The organism is Cardiobacterium hominis, from assembly GCF_900637305.1.
GTDB lineage: Bacteria > Pseudomonadota > Gammaproteobacteria > Cardiobacteriales > Cardiobacteriaceae > Cardiobacterium > Cardiobacterium hominis.
Window position 1 is genome coordinate 1,993,389 of the sequence record NZ_LR134365.1, and the last position, 14,782, is coordinate 2,008,170.

Below are 14,782 nucleotides of genomic sequence, written 5' to 3' on the forward strand. Positions count from 1 at the left end.
AGGGCTTTTTTGTTGTATGCGTTTTTGCAAGGGGTCGCTATGTCGCGCGAGGAAAGGGTTACAGAGTTGTTGAAGCCCGTGGTGGAATCCATGGGTTTTGAGTGGGTGGGGGTGGAATATCACCACAATTCGGTCAATGCGATTCTGCGGATTTATGTCGATCGGCCGGAAGGCGGGATCGATATGGAAGGCGTGGTTGAGGTCACGGAAGCGGTAAACCCGATTCTCGATGTGGAAGACCCGATTAACGCGCCCTACACGCTGGAAGTTTCTTCGCCTGGCTTGGATCGTCCGCTGTTTTCTTTTGCCGATTTTGTCCGCTTTACCGGCGAGACGGCGAAGGTGCATTTGCACGCGCCGGTCGGCAAGCGCCGCCGTTTTGAAGGGGTAATTGAGTCCACCGACGAGACCGCGCAGCGCATTACTTTTGCGGTAAGGCAAGGGCGTGCCGTCGAGGCGGTCGAAGTGGATTACGCCAATGTGGACAAGGCGCGTCTGGTACCCGTTTTTTGAAGGAGGAGTTATGTCGAAAGATTTGTTGAACATTATTGAAGCGGTAGCGAACGAGAAGGAAGTCGATCGCAGCGTGATTATCGAGGCGCTAGAAGCGGCGTTGGCGGCCGCGACGCGCAAGCGTTATCCCGACGAGGAAATTGGCGCCAAGGTCGTGATTAACCCGCGCACCGGCGAGTACAAGAGTTTCCGCCTGTGGACGGTCGTTGATGATGAGGCGATTCTGGAAAACCCGGACGCGGAGATGCGCGAAAGCGTCGCCGCCATTGAGTTTCCCGAGGCGCATTTGCAGGTCGGCGATGTGCATGAGGTGCCGATTGAAAACGAGCCCTTCGGCCGCATCAGCGCGCAACAGGCGAAGCAAATCATCATTCAGAAGCTGCGCGAGGCAGAGCGGCGCAAGGTTTATGACCAGTTCATCGCCGAGGAAGGCACGCTGGTGCATGGCATTGTCCGTCGTCATGAGCGTGGCAACGTCATCGTCGATATCAACGGCGCCGAGGCGACCATCCTGCGCGATGGCATGATTCCGCGCGAATCGCTGCGCATCGGCGACCGCATCCGCGGTTACCTTGCCAAGGTCAATCTGGAAATGCGCGGGCCGCAGCTGGAAGTCAGCCGCGTCGCCCCGGAAATGCTGAAACAGCTCTTTACTTTGGAAGTACCGGAAATTGGTTCCGGCATTATCGAAATCATGGGCGTTGCCCGCGACCCCGGCCTGCGCGCCAAAATCGCGGTGCGCACCTTTGACCCGCGCATTGATCCGGTCGGCGCCTGCGTCGGCATCCGCGGCTCGCGCGTGCAGGGGGTGATGAACGAACTGGCGGGCGAGCGCATTGACATCGTTCTCTGGGACGAAGACCCGGAAACCTATGTACGCAAGGCGATGGCGCCGGCGCAAATTACCAACGCCGCCGCCGATGAAGCGCGTAGGGTGATGGATATCGCCGTGCCGGAAAACAAACTGCCGCAGGCGGTGGGTCGCGGCGGGCAGAACGTGCGCCTGGCAAGCGAGCTCACCGGCTGGACGATTAACGTCTTGAGCGAAGCCGAATTCGAGGCGCGGCAAGAGGCGGTGCAAGACGCGCAGGAGCAGGCGCTGGCTGAAGCGCTGGATGTGGACGACGAAATCGCCGACATCCTGATTGACGCAGGCTACACCGCGCCGGAAATGGTCGCCTACGCCGAGCGCGACGAGTTGCTCGGCATCGAGGCCTTTGACGAAGAAACCGTCGATGCGCTGATGGCACGCGCGGCAGATTACCTGTTGCAACAGGCTTTTGTCGCCGAGGTTGAGCCGGAAGAAGAAATGCAGTTACCGCTGGAAAACGTCGAAGGCATTGACGAAGCGACCATCGCCGCCCTGCAGGAAAATGGCCTGCACACCCAGGAAGACCTGGCGGAGCTGGCGGTGGACGAACTGGTGGCCTACACCGGACTGGACAAAGAACAGGCATCGGCGCTGATACTGAAAGCGCGCGAACCGTGGTTTCGTGGATGAATGAGGGGAAATTGAAATGGCAGTAGCAGAACAAACCGTAGCGGCGCTCGCCAAGCAGCTGAAAATAACCGTGAGCCGCCTGCTTTCCCTGCTGAAAGAAGCGGGCATCGCAGTTGAAAACGAAGAAGACACACTGACACCGGCGCAAAAAGTCGCGCTGACCAAACACATGGCGGCGAAAAAAGGCGGCGAGAAAAAACTTAGCCTGAAAACGCCCGCCGGCGCGGCGAAAAAGCCCGCCACCGCCGAGAAAAAAAGCAGCGAGGCAGCGGCGAAAAAACCGCGTGCCAGTGCCAGCACGAAAAAAACCGGCGAGAAAAAACTGAGTCCGCTGGAAATCGCCAAACAAATGGCTGAACAACAGCGCCTCGCCCAAGGTGAGGCGATGCGCGACAACGAAGCACGCGCGCGTGAAGAAGCGCAGAACGCCGAACGCCAGCGCGCTGCCGAAGAAGAAGCGCGCCGTACCCGTAAAGAACAAGAAGAAAAAGCCGCCCAGGACGCCGAACAGGCGCGAGCAAAAGCCGAAGAAGCGCTCGCCACCCAACTGGCCGAACAAGAAAAACAGCGCAAACTGCGCGAAGCCGAAGACGCCAAACGCAACGCCGCTGAAGAACTGCGCAAACAGGAAGAGCGGGAAAAACGCTCTGCCAAAGAAAACGAAGAACTCGAACGGCAGCGGCAAGAAGCGCTCAAAGACGTCGCCAAACGCGAAAACTACGAAGAAGAAGCCGAATCACGCTTCCACATCCAGTCACGCGAACGTAGCGCTGGTGGCGGACGTGAACGCAGCGGCAAACGCAGCGGTGGCCGCGACAGCGATGACCGTCGCAGCGGCGGTGCTAGTGCGGGCGGCCGTGGCGGCAAAGGCGGCAACAAACGCGAACGCGAGCGCAAAGGCGGCAAATTCGAAAAACCCGTCGCCCCGGTCTCACGCGAAGTGCGCATTCCGGAAACCATCACCGTTGGCGAACTGGCGCAAAAAATGAGCGTCAAAGCGGGCGAACTCATCAAAATCATGATGAAACTCGGCTCGATGGTCACCATCAACCAGGTACTTGACCAAGAAACCGCCGCGCTGGTTGCCGAAGAAATGGGGCACCAATACATCCTCATCAAAGAAAACGACCTCGAAACCCAGGTCATGGCCGAAGCCGACGAAGACGCGGGCAACATCATCCAGCGCGCGCCGGTCGTTACCATCATGGGGCACGTCGACCACGGCAAAACCTCGCTCCTCGACTACATCCGCAAAACCAAAGTGGCGGTTGGCGAGGCGGGCGGCATTACCCAGCACATTGGCGCTTACCGCGTGCAAACCCCGAAAGGCACCATCACCTTCCTCGACACCCCCGGCCACGCCGCCTTCACCGCCATGCGTGCGCGCGGCGCGGACGCGACCGACATCGTCATCCTCGTGGTTGCCGCCGACGACGGCGTCATGCCGCAAACCATCGAGGCCATCCAGCACGCCAACGCCGCCAAAGTGCCGCTCATCGTCGCGGTGAACAAAATGGACAAACCGGATGCCGACCCCGAACGCGTCAAATCCGAGCTCTCCCAACACGGCGTCATCGCCGAAGAATGGGGCGGTGAAAACCTCTTCGCCTACGTCTCTGCCAAGAGCGGCGAAGGCATCGACGACCTGCTCGACAAAGTGCTCATCCAGGCCGAAGTGCTGGAGCTGACCGCACCGTCCACCGGCATGGGACGTGGTGTCGTGATTGAGTCCCGCCTTGACCGTGGTCGCGGCAGCGTCGCCACCGTGCTGGTCCAATCCGGCGTCGTCAAAAAAGGCGACATCATGCTCGCCGGCATGGAATATGGTCGCATCCGTGCCATGCTGGACGAAAACGGCAACGAACTCAAAGAAGCCGGCGCCTCCACTCCGGTGGAAATCCTCGGCCTCTCCGGCACGCCGAACGCGGGCGACGAAGTCGTCATCGTGGAAAACGAACGCAAGGCGCGGGAAATCGCCAACTTCCGCCAGGGCAAATTCAAAGAAATCAAAATCGCGCGCCAGCAGAAGGCGAAGCTGGAAAACCTCTTCAGCAACACCGGCGACGGCGAAGTCCACACCGTGAACCTGATGATCAAGGCGGACGTACAAGGCTCGGTCGAAGCCCTCTCCGACTCGCTGCTCAAACTCGCCACCGACGAAGTCAAAGTGAACATCATCGCCTCCGGCATCGGCGGCATCACCGAATCCGACGTGCAGCTCGCCATCGCCTCCGAAGCCATCATCATCGCCTTCAACGTCCGTGCCGACGCGAACGCGAAAAAACTGGCCGAAAACGAAGGCGTTGACCTGCGCTACTACAGCATCATTTACGAAGCGATAGACCAGGTGAAAGCGGCGATGCAGGGCATGCTCTCGCCCGAAGTGCGCGAAGACATCATCGGCCTCGCCCAGGTGCGCGAAGTCTTCCGCTCCTCAAAATTCGGCACCGTGGCAGGCTGCATCGTCGAAGACGGCGTACTCAAGCGCAACAACCCGATCCGCGTCCTGCGCAACAACGTCGTCATCTACGAAGGCGCGCTGGAGTCATTACGCCGCTTCAAAGACGACGTCAGCGAAGTGCGCGCCGGCACCGAATGCGGTCTGGGCGTGAAAAACTACAACGACGTACGCATCGGCGACCAAATCGAATGCTACGAACGCGTCTCCATCGAGAGGACGCTCTGATGCCAAAAGGACAAGACCGCACCCGCCGCATCGGCGAACAAATGCGGCGCGACCTCGCCGTTGCCGTGCCGCAAATCCTCGACCACCCGCACGCCTCGCTGCTGTCCATCACCGCGGTGCGGGTGACGCGCGACCTGTCATTTGCCAAAGTGTACGTGACGCACGTCATCAACGACGCCGACGAACGGCAGACACTGCTCCGTGCGTTAAACGCGCACGCCGGACAACTGCGCCACGCGCTCGCACAAAAACTCAGCATCCGCAAAATGCCGGAACTGCACTTCGTCTACGACGACTCGGTCGAATACGGCGCGCGCATGGACCACCTCCTACACGACCTCGTCAAAGACCTGCCGCCGGAAGAAGAAAGCGAAGAACCGGCCTGACCGCCCTGCCCCTTTGGCATCCATAAATCAGCGCGCTCCCCGGAGCGCGCGTTTCTTATACCGCTATCACCACAAACAAAAAGGGCTGCAAAGCAGCCCTTTCGTATTGCGCAAATGGCGGGATCAGTTACTGCGAACCGCGCCGAAACTGCCGGAAATCGCCTGCGCACTATCCTGGAAAATACCACCCAGCTCATGGGCATTGTCACCATAAAAACCGCCGGTGGTTTTTACCGCCGCGTCGGCTTTACTGCTGAAAGTATTGCCTTCAATGCCTGCGCTGATATTGACCGGTTTGAAGTCCACCGCGCTCGAAGCATTTTGACTGATACTGCCCGTCAGCGTTTTCGCGCCAAAATCCGCGCTGAAATTGGCGAGCGCGCTATCAGCAACCGCTGCCTGACCAACCGCTGCCGCGCCGCTGTATTTGACGACGCCGGTGGTCGGCATAGTTGCGGTCGGCACGCCCTGACTGAAAATATAGTCCTTGCTGCCGTCATTAAGATAGCCGAACTTGCTGTTGGCATAACGGGTACCGCTGACGATGAATTGCTTGTAGCTGGTATCGCCGATAGTCGCACCGCGTACCGAAGTGATATTGCCACTGCTGATGTTCGGCAGTTGCAGCGGTAATTTCTTGCCATCCAGATTCAGCACGGCAAGATCATCGCTGACGACACTTTTCGCATCAGTAAGCCCGTTGGGTTGCTGACCGAGCGGCACGATAAAGCCCTTACCCTGATACTTGCCGCTGGCGTTGTCGCTATTACCCTGATTGACCGGCGGCGGAATGAGCTGGCTGCTGCCGTTATCGGATTTCTTGCCCGGATCGGCAGGCGTATTTTCATCCTTGCCGGGGGCGCTCGGAACATTATTGCCCTTATTATTTTTCGGGTTCGGATCCGCAGGGGTGTTGTCATCACTACCGCCGCCACAGGCCGTAAGCAGCAGCGCTGCAATCACCAGTCCAATAGATTGTTTTTTCATGTAAATAGTCTCCATTCTGGTTGGAATTTCATCGCGCAAAAAACTGCGACCGCCCGCATTATAACAATACACCGAAAGCCTCGGACAAGGCGCATCGACGAATACGGTACGCATTTGTACGGCGCGGGCTTCCCATAAAAATGGCTTCGCGGCGTATAGAGCTGTCTTGGCGGTTTGCGCCAAACGCCTCAGTGGATTGAGGCGTTTTGCAGTTTTTGCAGGACGGCGGTGTTGGGTTCGGGGAAGCGGTAATTGGCAATTTCGGCGCGCGAGACCCAGCGCCAGCGCTGGCCTTCGAGGCTTTGCGGGGCAACGTCTCGCGTAAGAAGAATGTGGTAGAAGTCGAGGATGACTTCCGCGCCACGGTTACCGTGATAGTAGTGAGTGAGTGTTTCGCCTTCAAGCGCAAGGCCGAGTTCTTCGCGCAGTTCACGCAGAAGCGCCGCTTCGTGGCTCTCACCGGCTTCGATTTTGCCGCCGGGAAATTCCCAGTAACCCGCCCAGGCCTTGTTCGGCGGACGTTCGGCGATGAGGAGCTGGCCTTGCGGGTTTTCGATGATGGCAGCGACGACGTTAAGCGGGATAGTCATGGTTGTGGTCCGGTATGGTGAATGTTCAGGCGCTTGTTGTTTTCGGGATGGCGCTTTACATACAGCTGAGCGCTCATGGTATGTAAACGGGATGTTCCGGCAAAAACCCCGCCGGAGCGGGGTTTTTAGGGTTATGCCAGTTTACCGTGGCAGTCTTTGAGGCGTTTGCCGGAGCCGCAGGGGCAGGGGTCGTTGCGGCCGGTGCGGGCGATTTCTTCCGGGGTGGGTTCGCGTAACGCTTCGCTGCTGTCGCTGCTGCCGTGGTATTGGGCGCGAGCGAGTTCGGCGTCGTGTTGGCGTTGGGCTTGTTGTTGCATGGCTTCGGCTTCGTCTGCCGCGCTTTGTGCCTGGAACTGGATGTGGGCAAGGACGCGCACGATTTCGAACTGGATGTGATCGAGCAGGTCTTTGAAGAGTTCGAAGGATTCGCGCTGGTATTCGCGCTTCGGGTCTTTTTGGGCGCGCGAGCGCAGCCAGATGGCCTGGCGCAGCATGTCCATCGTCGCCAGGTGTTGTTTCCATTGGGTGTCGATGGTTTGCAGCGCGATGTATTTTTCGACGCGGCGCATGATGTCGCCGCCGACCTGGTTTTCTTTTTCTTGTTGGATGTGTTCGAGCAGTTCGACGAGGCCTTCTTTGATTTGTTTGGCGCTCATGTTGGGGTTGGCTTGCAGCCAGTGGTTCTGGATGTCCACCGCCAGGCCAAATTCGTTGCGCAGCGCGGCTTCGAGGCCGGGGATGTCCCAGTTTTGTCGCACTTGGTCGTCGTCTATGTAGCGGCTGGCGAGGGTGTCAATGACGTTGACGCGCATGCCGGCGACGAGCTCGGCGATGTTGTCGGCGTCCATGATGTTGGCGCGCTGGGTGTAGATGACTTTGCGCTGTTCGTTGGCGACGTTGTCGTATTCGAGCAGGTTTTTACGCGCGTCGAAGTTGTGCGCTTCGACTTTGCGCTGTGCGCCTTCGATTTGTTTGGAGACCATGCGCGATTCGATGGCTTCGTCTTCGCTCATGCCGAGGCGCTGCATCATGCTTGCCATGCGTTCGCCCGCGAAGATGCGGACGAGGTTGTCATCGAGGGCGACGTAGAAGCGGCTGGAGCCGGGGTCGCCCTGGCGGCCGGAGCGGCCGCGCAGCTGGTTGTCGATGCGGCGTGATTCGTGGCGTTCGGCGCCGATGACGTGTAGGCCGCCGGCGGTGATGACGGCTTCGTGGCGTTTTTGCCAGTCTTCGCGCACGGCTTGTTTGGCGTCTTCGCTTGCGTCTTTGCCGAGCGCGTTCAGTTCTGCCCGCAGTGAGCCGCCGAGGACGATGTCGGTTCCGCGGCCTGCCATGTTGGTGGCGATGGTCACTTGGCCGGGGCGGCCGGCCTGGGCGATGATTTCGGCTTCGCGCGCGTGTTGTTTGGCATTAAGTACGTTGTGTTCGATGCCGAGTTGGGTCAGGAGGCTGGAGACGAGTTCGGAGGTTTCAATGGAGGCGGTGCCCAGCAGCACGGGTTGGCCGCGTTCTTTGCAGTCGCGCACGTCGGCGGCGATGGCGTCGTATTTGCCTTTTTGGTTGAGGTAGATGAGGTCGGTGTGGTCTTTGCGCTGCACCGGGCGGTTGGTGGGGATGACGACGGTTTCGAGGCCGTAGATGTCCTGGAATTCGAAGGCTTCGGTGTCGGCGGTGCCGGTCATGCCCGCCAGTTTGTCGTAGAGGCGGAAGAAGTTTTGGTAGGTGATGGAGGCGAGTGTTTGGGTTTCTTGTTTGATGGGCACGCCTTCTTTGATTTCGATGGCCTGGTGCAGGCCGTCTGACCAGCGGCGGCCGTCCATGGTGCGTCCGGTGAATTCGTCCACGATGACGACTTCGTTGTTGCGCACGATGTAGTCCACGTCTTTGTGGTAGAGGTGGTGCGCGCGCAGGCAGGCGTTCAGGTGGTGGAAGATGCCGAGGTTTTTCGGGTCGTAGAGGCTTTCGTCTTCACCGAGCAGGCCGTGCTGGTGCAGGAGGTCTTCGAGGTGGTCGTGGCCGCTTTCGGTGAGTCCGACTTGTTTGGTTTTTTCGTCGATGCTGAAGTCGCCGGGGCCGTCTTTTTCTTTTTGCGGGACGAGTTCGGGGACGATGGTGTTCAGTTTTTCGTAGAGGCCGTTGTCGAGGTCGGAGGCGCCGGAGATGATGAGCGGGGTGCGCGCCTCATCTATAAGGATGGAGTCCACTTCGTCGACGATGGCGTAGTTAAGTTCGCGTTGCAGGCGGTCTTCGGGGGCGAGCGCCATATTGCTGCGCAGGTAGTCGAAGCCGAATTCGTTGTTGGTGCCGTAGGTGATGTCGCTGCGGTACGCCGCCTGTTTGTCTTCTTGTGGCATGCCGGCGACGATGATGCCGGTGGTCATGCCGAGGAAGCCGTAGAGTTCGCCCAGTTCTTCGCCGTCGCGGCGGGCGAGGTAGTCGTTGACGGTGACGACGTGCACGCCTTTGCCGGGCAGGGCGTTCAGGTACACCGCCAAGGTGGCGACCAGGGTTTTGCCTTCACCGGTGCGCATTTCGGCGATTTTGCCTTGGTGCAGCACGATGCCGCCAATCATCTGTACGTCGTAGTGGCGCAGGCCAAGGACGCGCTGGCTCGCTTCGCGCACCACGGCGAAGGCTTCGGGCAGGAGTTGGTCGAGGGTTTCGCCTTTGGCGAGGCGTTCGCGGAATTCGGTGGTTTTCGCCTTAAGGGCGTCGTCATCGAGGGCCTGGATTTGCGGTTCGAGCGCGTTGATTTTAGCGACGGTTTTTTTGTATTGCTTAATGAGTCGGTCGTTGCGGGAACCGAAAATTTTTGCGGCGAGACTATTCCACATAAGTGCTTCCTTTTGTTTTGGTTTGCGCCTCTTTGGCGGCTCGGAAAGCGCGCATGATACCGCAATTGCTGCGGCGCGGCGCAAGGAAATGGCTGCTTTTGTTATCATTGCGCCATTGCGGGCGGATATGCGTCCGCCGGTTGTTTTTATCAAGTAAAGGCCATGAAGAAAACGCTTGCTCCGGTGCGTAATCAGTTGAAATCGCTGCTACGCCAGCTCGATATGGACACCACGCAGTCGCGCGATTATCAAAACCTGCTCTATGCCTGTCTGCCCGCCTCGTGGCGCAGCCGCGTGTTGCTGGGCAAGCAGGAGGGTTTGCAATGGCAGCTGTGGGTGGCAAACGGCAGCGACGGCTATCAGCTGCGCTTTCTTTTGAGCGAGGTTGAGGCGATGCTGGCGCAAAAACTGCCGCATCCGCCAAAACTTTCGGTAGTTGCCCGCCCGGATGTGTGGGCGCAGCAGCGCGTCCTGCCCGACGGTGGACACCTCTACCCGCGCCGTTATTACAGCGAGGCGGAGGCAGAAGCGGTGATTACCGCCTTTATAGAAGGGCAGTTGCGCGGATAAACGCGGCTGGCGTTAGAATAGCCGCCATTTCCTTCACCTTACGGAGCATCCATGCGCAGCGAACGTGTCTGGTTCGGGTTTTTCGTCATCCTGGCGCTGACCCTCAATTTCGGCTTTGTTTACGGGGACATCAGCAACCCCGAACATCACGACAAACTGGAGCTGTTCTTCGCTTTCATCGTCAGCGTCGTCTGCACCATCCTCAAGTTCGGCGACCGCTCGCACCTCGGCTCGCTGATGCTGGCGACCAGCCTCGTCGCCGACGTGCAACTGCTCGGCGCCATCTTCGCCTGGACCTTCAGCGTTTCCCTGCTGGAATCCAGCACCATGGCGAGCATCGTCTCCTTCACCGCAGGCGCGCTGCTTGCCAACCTCGTCTCGGTCATCCTCGTCGTCATTGAAGCCGCGACCCTGCGCCGCTGATGAACGAAGTCGTCTACCTCATCCTGCGGCAAATGCGCCGCCCGGCACTCATCCTGCTGGGGACGTATTCGCTTGCCATCCTCGGCATTACCCTCATCCCGGCGGTCAATGCCGACGGCGAACTCACCTTCATCACCCTCTTCCAGGCCTTCTACTGGGTCAGCTATACCGCCACCACCATCGGCTACGGCGAACTGCCGCTCGCCTTCTCCGAATGGCAGCGGATGTGGGTCGTCGTCAGCATCTACTACACCGTGCCCGCTTGGTTCTACGCCATCGGTAAAGTCATCGCCCTCCTACAAGACCCCACCTTCCAGCACGCCTTGAGCGAAAGCCGTTTCGCCCGCCAAGTCGAAAAACAGCGGCAGCGCTTCTGCATCATCTGCGGCTTCGGCGAATCGGGACAACGCCTCGTCCGCCTCCTGCTCAACTCCGGCTACCAATGCGTCGTCATCGACAACGACCCCATCCGTATCAACAAAATGGCGCTTGATCCCAGCCTGCACGGCGTCCTCGCCATCACCGGCGACGCCTTCAGCGTCGAACTATTGCTGAAAGCGGGCGTACAATCGCCGCATTGCCGCGCCGTCATCGCCATCACCGACTCCGAAGCGGTAAACATCAAAGTCTCGCTCGCCGCCCGCCTGCTCACCTCCGACCAAACCCGCTTCCAGGTCATCTGCCGCACCTACACCCGCGCCGGCAGCGCCAACGCCAAATCCTTCAACACCGACGCCACCATCAACACCAACCAAATCTTCGCCCTGCGCCTGACCACCGCGCTGCGCCGCCCCGCCATCGCTGAACTCATCACCCGCCTGCAAAGCACGCCGGGCGAGCGCTACGAATCACCGCCGCAGCCGCCGATGGGGCACTGGATCATCTGCGGCAACGACGCCCTCGGCAAAACCCTGAAACGCTACCTTGACTACGAAGGCGTGGACTGCACCATCATCGACCCCGACCTGCCGACCGCCCCCGGACAAGTCCGCGGCATCGGCACCGAAGCCGTCACCCTGCGCGAAGCGCGCATTGACCGCGCCCAGGCTATCGTCGCCGCCTACAAATCCGACCCGGACAACCTCTCCATCGCCGTTACCGCCAAAAACATGCAGCCGTCGCTCTTTGTCGTCGGCAAACAAAACCACAGCTCCGACCAGCGCCTCTTTGCCGTTGCCGGCTTTGACCGCGTCATGGCCGAAGCCGACCTCATCGTCAGCGAAATCTACCCGCGCATCGCCCAAAGCCTGCTAAGCCGCTTCATGAAAGTCCTCTGGCACCAAAACGAAGCCTGGGGACAAAAACTCCTACAACGCCTCGAAAACCTGAGCGGCGACTACAACCCGCGCCACCACATCCTCAAAGTGGACAAACAACGCGCGCCCGCCATCATCGCCGAACTACAAAGCGGCCGCCTGCTGCGCCTGCAAAGCCTGTGGATGCTGCCGGATCGCCCCGAAACCGCCAACGACGCCATCCCGCTCCTCATCCTGCGCAACCAACAACAAATCGTCCTGCCCAACGCCGCCACCTCACTCCAGGAAGGCGACCAAGTCCTCATCATCTACCACCAGCCGGACATTGGCCGCCGCATCCAGCGCGCCGCCCGCGACGAAAACGAGCTCTACTACGCCACCCACGGCCGCGACAAACCCGTCTCCCACCTCACCAACTACCTGCGCAAAAAACTCGACCTATGATCCACTACCAAACCCACGGCCACGCCGACAGCCAACCAGTCATCCTCCTGCACAGCGGCGGCATGGCGGGCGAAGAATGGCAGCCACAAATCGCCCCGCTGGCACAACGCTACCGCGTCCTCGTCCCCGACCTTCCCGGCCACGGCAAAAGCGAACTTGCGGGCGAACGCCTCAGCGTCAGCCTGATGGCAGAAGCCGTACTCGACATGATGGACGCCGAAGGCATTGAGACCGCCAACCTCTGCGGCTCCAGCATGGGCGGCGCCGTCGCCCTCTGGCTCACCCTGAAGCACCCCGAGCGCGTCAAACGCCTCGTCCTCTACCGCATCAGCTACCGCAGCAACCTCGACATCCACAAACAAATCTACGCCATGGGCGACCCCGCCTACTGGGAAAACTTCGGCCTCGCCGCCTGGCTCTCCAAACTGCACAGCCCGCAAGGCGGCGCGGACGCCTGGAAACAAGTCATCGCCCGCGTCGGCGACGCACTGCACGCCGACGACAGCGAACACCGCCACCGCCTCGCAGACCTGGCGCGCATCACCTGCCCGGTACTCATCATCACCGGCGACCGCGACCCCGTCGCCCCGCTGGAAGACGCACTCGACATGTACCGCACCATCCCCGACGCCGGCCTGTGGATCATCCCGCACGCCGCCCATATCACCGCCAGCAACACCTGGCGCGCCCCGGCATTTGCCGAAGAACTGCGCCGCTTCTACAGCCGCGGCGCAGAAAAATAAGCCCTGAGCCGTCGGCAAAAAAATCCCCGCCTGCCTTGCCAAACCGTATAATGCGCGCAACTTTTTACTAAAAACCGAAAAACCGGTCCCAAGCCCTCAAACAAAAAAGGAGAACCAATGGAAGTCATCACCATCACCGCGAACCCCGCCATAGACATGACCATCCACGTCGATGGCTGGCAACGCGACACCGTCAACCGCGCGCAAGCCGTGGACATCACCGTCGGCGGCAAAGGACTGACGGTCGCCATCAACCTTGCCGACGCCGGCATCAGCACCAGCGCCACCGGCTTCATGGGCGCGGATAACGAAGAACGCTTCGTCCGCACCTTCAAACAACACGGCGTCATCGACCACTGCATCCGCGTCCCCGGCGAAACCCGCACCTGCGTCAAAATCGTCGATGGCAGCAACGGCGAAACCACCGACATCAACCCCGCCGGCCTCTTCGTTCCGGAAGAATACCAACAACAACTGTGGGACTACATCGACCAACACGTCGGCACCGCGCGCGTCCTGATGATGGGCGGCAGCCTGCCCGCCGGCATTGACAAAAACCTCTACGCCCGCATCGTCGCCAAATACAGCGGCAAATTCGAATACATCGTCGTGGACAGCAGCGGCAAAGCGCTGATGGAAACCATGAATGCCGACATCCTGCCGGACATGATCAAACCCAACATCCACGAACTCCAAGAAATGTGCGGCCGCGAACTGCCGACCGACGCCGACATCATCGCCGAAGCACGCAACTACATCGCGCGCGGCATGAAAATCGTCGTCGTCTCCATGGGCGGACAGGGCGCGTGGTTTATCACCAAAAACGAAGCCGTCCACGCCAAACCCCCGCGCGTGCGCGTCACCAGCACCGTCGGCGCGGGTGATGCCATGGTCGCCGGCACCATCCGCGGCCTGCTGCTAAAACGCGACATGGCCGAAATGGCACGCACCGCGACCGCTTACAGCGCTTCTAACATCGAACACGTCGGCACCTTCCTGCCGAGCCAACAGCGCATCGAGCAACTCAAAGGCTGGGTCGTCATCACCCGCGAAGGCGAAGAGCGAAAATGAGACTGCCGCACCGCCCCCTCCTGCAAACCGCACTGACCACGAGTAGCATCGCGCTACTCGCGGCCTGCGCCACGAACCAGCCCTTTGATGCCGCCCAGCGCGCCATCATCAAACAACACACCATCGTGACCGAAAAACTGCCCGCCGACTACGCAGAACCATTACCCGTTTACACCAAAAGCGCCAAAACCGGCACCGACATTGGCGTCAGCATCGCCGCGAGCCTGCTGAGTGGTGGAATCAGCTTCGGTTCCCACACCCCACCTAACGAACCGCGCAAACGCTTTAACGACTCCAACAAAAGCCTGGGACAAGCGATCAAAAACAAAATCCGCCAAAGCAACGCCGAAAAAATCCAAACCGCTGAGCCGACCCGTATCCTGCATGACCTGTTGGCCGAGCGCTATCCTGAAAGTGCCATGCCGACAGACAACAACATGACCATCAGCGTCAAACCCGTTGCCTGGCACCTCTACTACAACGACGGCGACACCTACCTCCTCGAATACGCGGGCGACATCACACTCAACCTGCCCGCCCAAAAATTGCGCCGCTACCTCCCTTGCGACCGCGCCAGTGAACAGGCGCTCACCAAAGAAGAATGGCTTGCCAACGATGCCCTGCGCATCCGCAGCTTCGCGGAAGAAACCGCACGGCGCTGTGCCAACGTGGCATTACTGGAACTGGGCGAAGCACCACTAACAGCAGAAACAGCAACCACACTGCCAGCGACACCCGCGACGACGCCCTGAAACACCCGCTCATCCCGCAACGCCAG

General features: G+C 59.9%; 13 protein-coding genes. 10 read left to right on the forward strand and 3 right to left on the reverse strand.

Annotation, left to right across the window (positions count from 1 at the left end):
- Positions 1–39 precede the first annotated feature (39 nt).
- The 4 genes from EL199_RS09705 to rbfA are packed head-to-tail and all read left to right on the forward strand — an operon-like array spanning position 40 to position 5,086.
- Positions 40–513, forward strand: a complete 474-nt coding sequence (locus tag EL199_RS09705) for a ribosome maturation factor RimP (protein ID WP_004141867.1) — start codon at positions 40–42, stop codon at positions 511–513.
- Between the two features lie 10 nt (positions 514–523).
- Positions 524–2,014 (forward strand): transcription termination factor NusA, encoded by a 1,491-nt coding sequence (gene nusA, locus EL199_RS09710; protein ID WP_004141866.1) that lies wholly within the window; start codon positions 524–526, stop codon positions 2,012–2,014.
- A 16-nt stretch (positions 2,015–2,030) separates the two neighbouring features.
- Positions 2,031–4,700, forward strand: a complete 2,670-nt coding sequence (infB, locus tag EL199_RS09715) for a translation initiation factor IF-2 (protein ID WP_004141865.1) — start codon at positions 2,031–2,033, stop codon at positions 4,698–4,700.
- Positions 4,700–5,086: a 30S ribosome-binding factor RbfA gene (gene rbfA / locus EL199_RS09720; RefSeq protein WP_004141863.1), complete on the forward strand. Its 387-nt coding sequence runs from the start codon at positions 4,700–4,702 to the stop codon at positions 5,084–5,086. The genes infB and rbfA overlap by 1 nt, the downstream gene beginning before the upstream one ends.
- Before the next feature lie 123 nt (positions 5,087–5,209).
- Here the strand turns inward: rbfA and EL199_RS09725 are convergent, their stop codons facing one another.
- From EL199_RS09725 to secA, 3 genes are all read right to left on the reverse strand, one after another.
- Positions 5,210–6,073, reverse strand: a complete 864-nt coding sequence (locus EL199_RS09725; protein WP_126316068.1) for a transferrin-binding protein-like solute binding protein — start codon at positions 6,071–6,073, stop codon at positions 5,210–5,212.
- Positions 6,074–6,261: 188 nt separating this feature from the next.
- On the reverse strand, positions 6,262–6,663 hold the full coding sequence (locus EL199_RS09730; RefSeq protein ID WP_004141859.1) for a (deoxy)nucleoside triphosphate pyrophosphohydrolase: 402 nt from the start codon (positions 6,661–6,663) through the stop codon (positions 6,262–6,264).
- Positions 6,664–6,794: 131 nt separating this feature from the next.
- On the reverse strand, positions 6,795–9,497 hold the full coding sequence (secA, locus tag EL199_RS09735; protein ID WP_004141858.1) for a preprotein translocase subunit SecA: 2,703 nt from the start codon (positions 9,495–9,497) through the stop codon (positions 6,795–6,797).
- Between the two features lie 162 nt (positions 9,498–9,659).
- On the opposite strand from secA, the gene EL199_RS09740 reads away from it, so the two are divergent.
- The 6 genes from EL199_RS09740 to EL199_RS09765 all read left to right on the forward strand — a co-directional run bounded on the left by EL199_RS09740 (position 9,660) and on the right by EL199_RS09765 (position 14,756).
- The gene (locus EL199_RS09740; RefSeq protein ID WP_004141857.1) at positions 9,660–10,067 is read left to right on the forward strand and encodes a hypothetical protein; all 408 of its coding nucleotides are present in this window, start codon (positions 9,660–9,662) and stop codon (positions 10,065–10,067) included.
- A gap of 51 nt (positions 10,068–10,118) precedes the next feature.
- Positions 10,119–10,490 (forward strand): DUF6394 family protein, encoded by a 372-nt coding sequence (locus EL199_RS09745; protein WP_004141856.1) that lies wholly within the window; start codon positions 10,119–10,121, stop codon positions 10,488–10,490.
- The gene (locus EL199_RS09750) at positions 10,490–12,190 is read left to right on the forward strand and encodes an NAD-binding protein (RefSeq protein WP_004141855.1); all 1,701 of its coding nucleotides are present in this window, start codon (positions 10,490–10,492) and stop codon (positions 12,188–12,190) included. Before EL199_RS09745 ends, EL199_RS09750 begins: the two co-directional genes overlap by 1 nt.
- Positions 12,187–12,933: an alpha/beta fold hydrolase gene (locus EL199_RS09755; protein ID WP_004141854.1), complete on the forward strand. Its 747-nt coding sequence runs from the start codon at positions 12,187–12,189 to the stop codon at positions 12,931–12,933. Before EL199_RS09750 ends, EL199_RS09755 begins: the two co-directional genes overlap by 4 nt.
- Before the next feature lie 117 nt (positions 12,934–13,050).
- Positions 13,051–14,004 (forward strand): 1-phosphofructokinase, encoded by a 954-nt coding sequence (gene pfkB / locus EL199_RS09760; protein ID WP_004141852.1) that lies wholly within the window; start codon positions 13,051–13,053, stop codon positions 14,002–14,004.
- The gene (locus EL199_RS09765; RefSeq protein WP_004141851.1) at positions 14,001–14,756 is read left to right on the forward strand and encodes a hypothetical protein; all 756 of its coding nucleotides are present in this window, start codon (positions 14,001–14,003) and stop codon (positions 14,754–14,756) included. The genes pfkB and EL199_RS09765 overlap by 4 nt, the downstream gene beginning before the upstream one ends.
- Positions 14,757–14,782 lie beyond the last annotated feature (26 nt).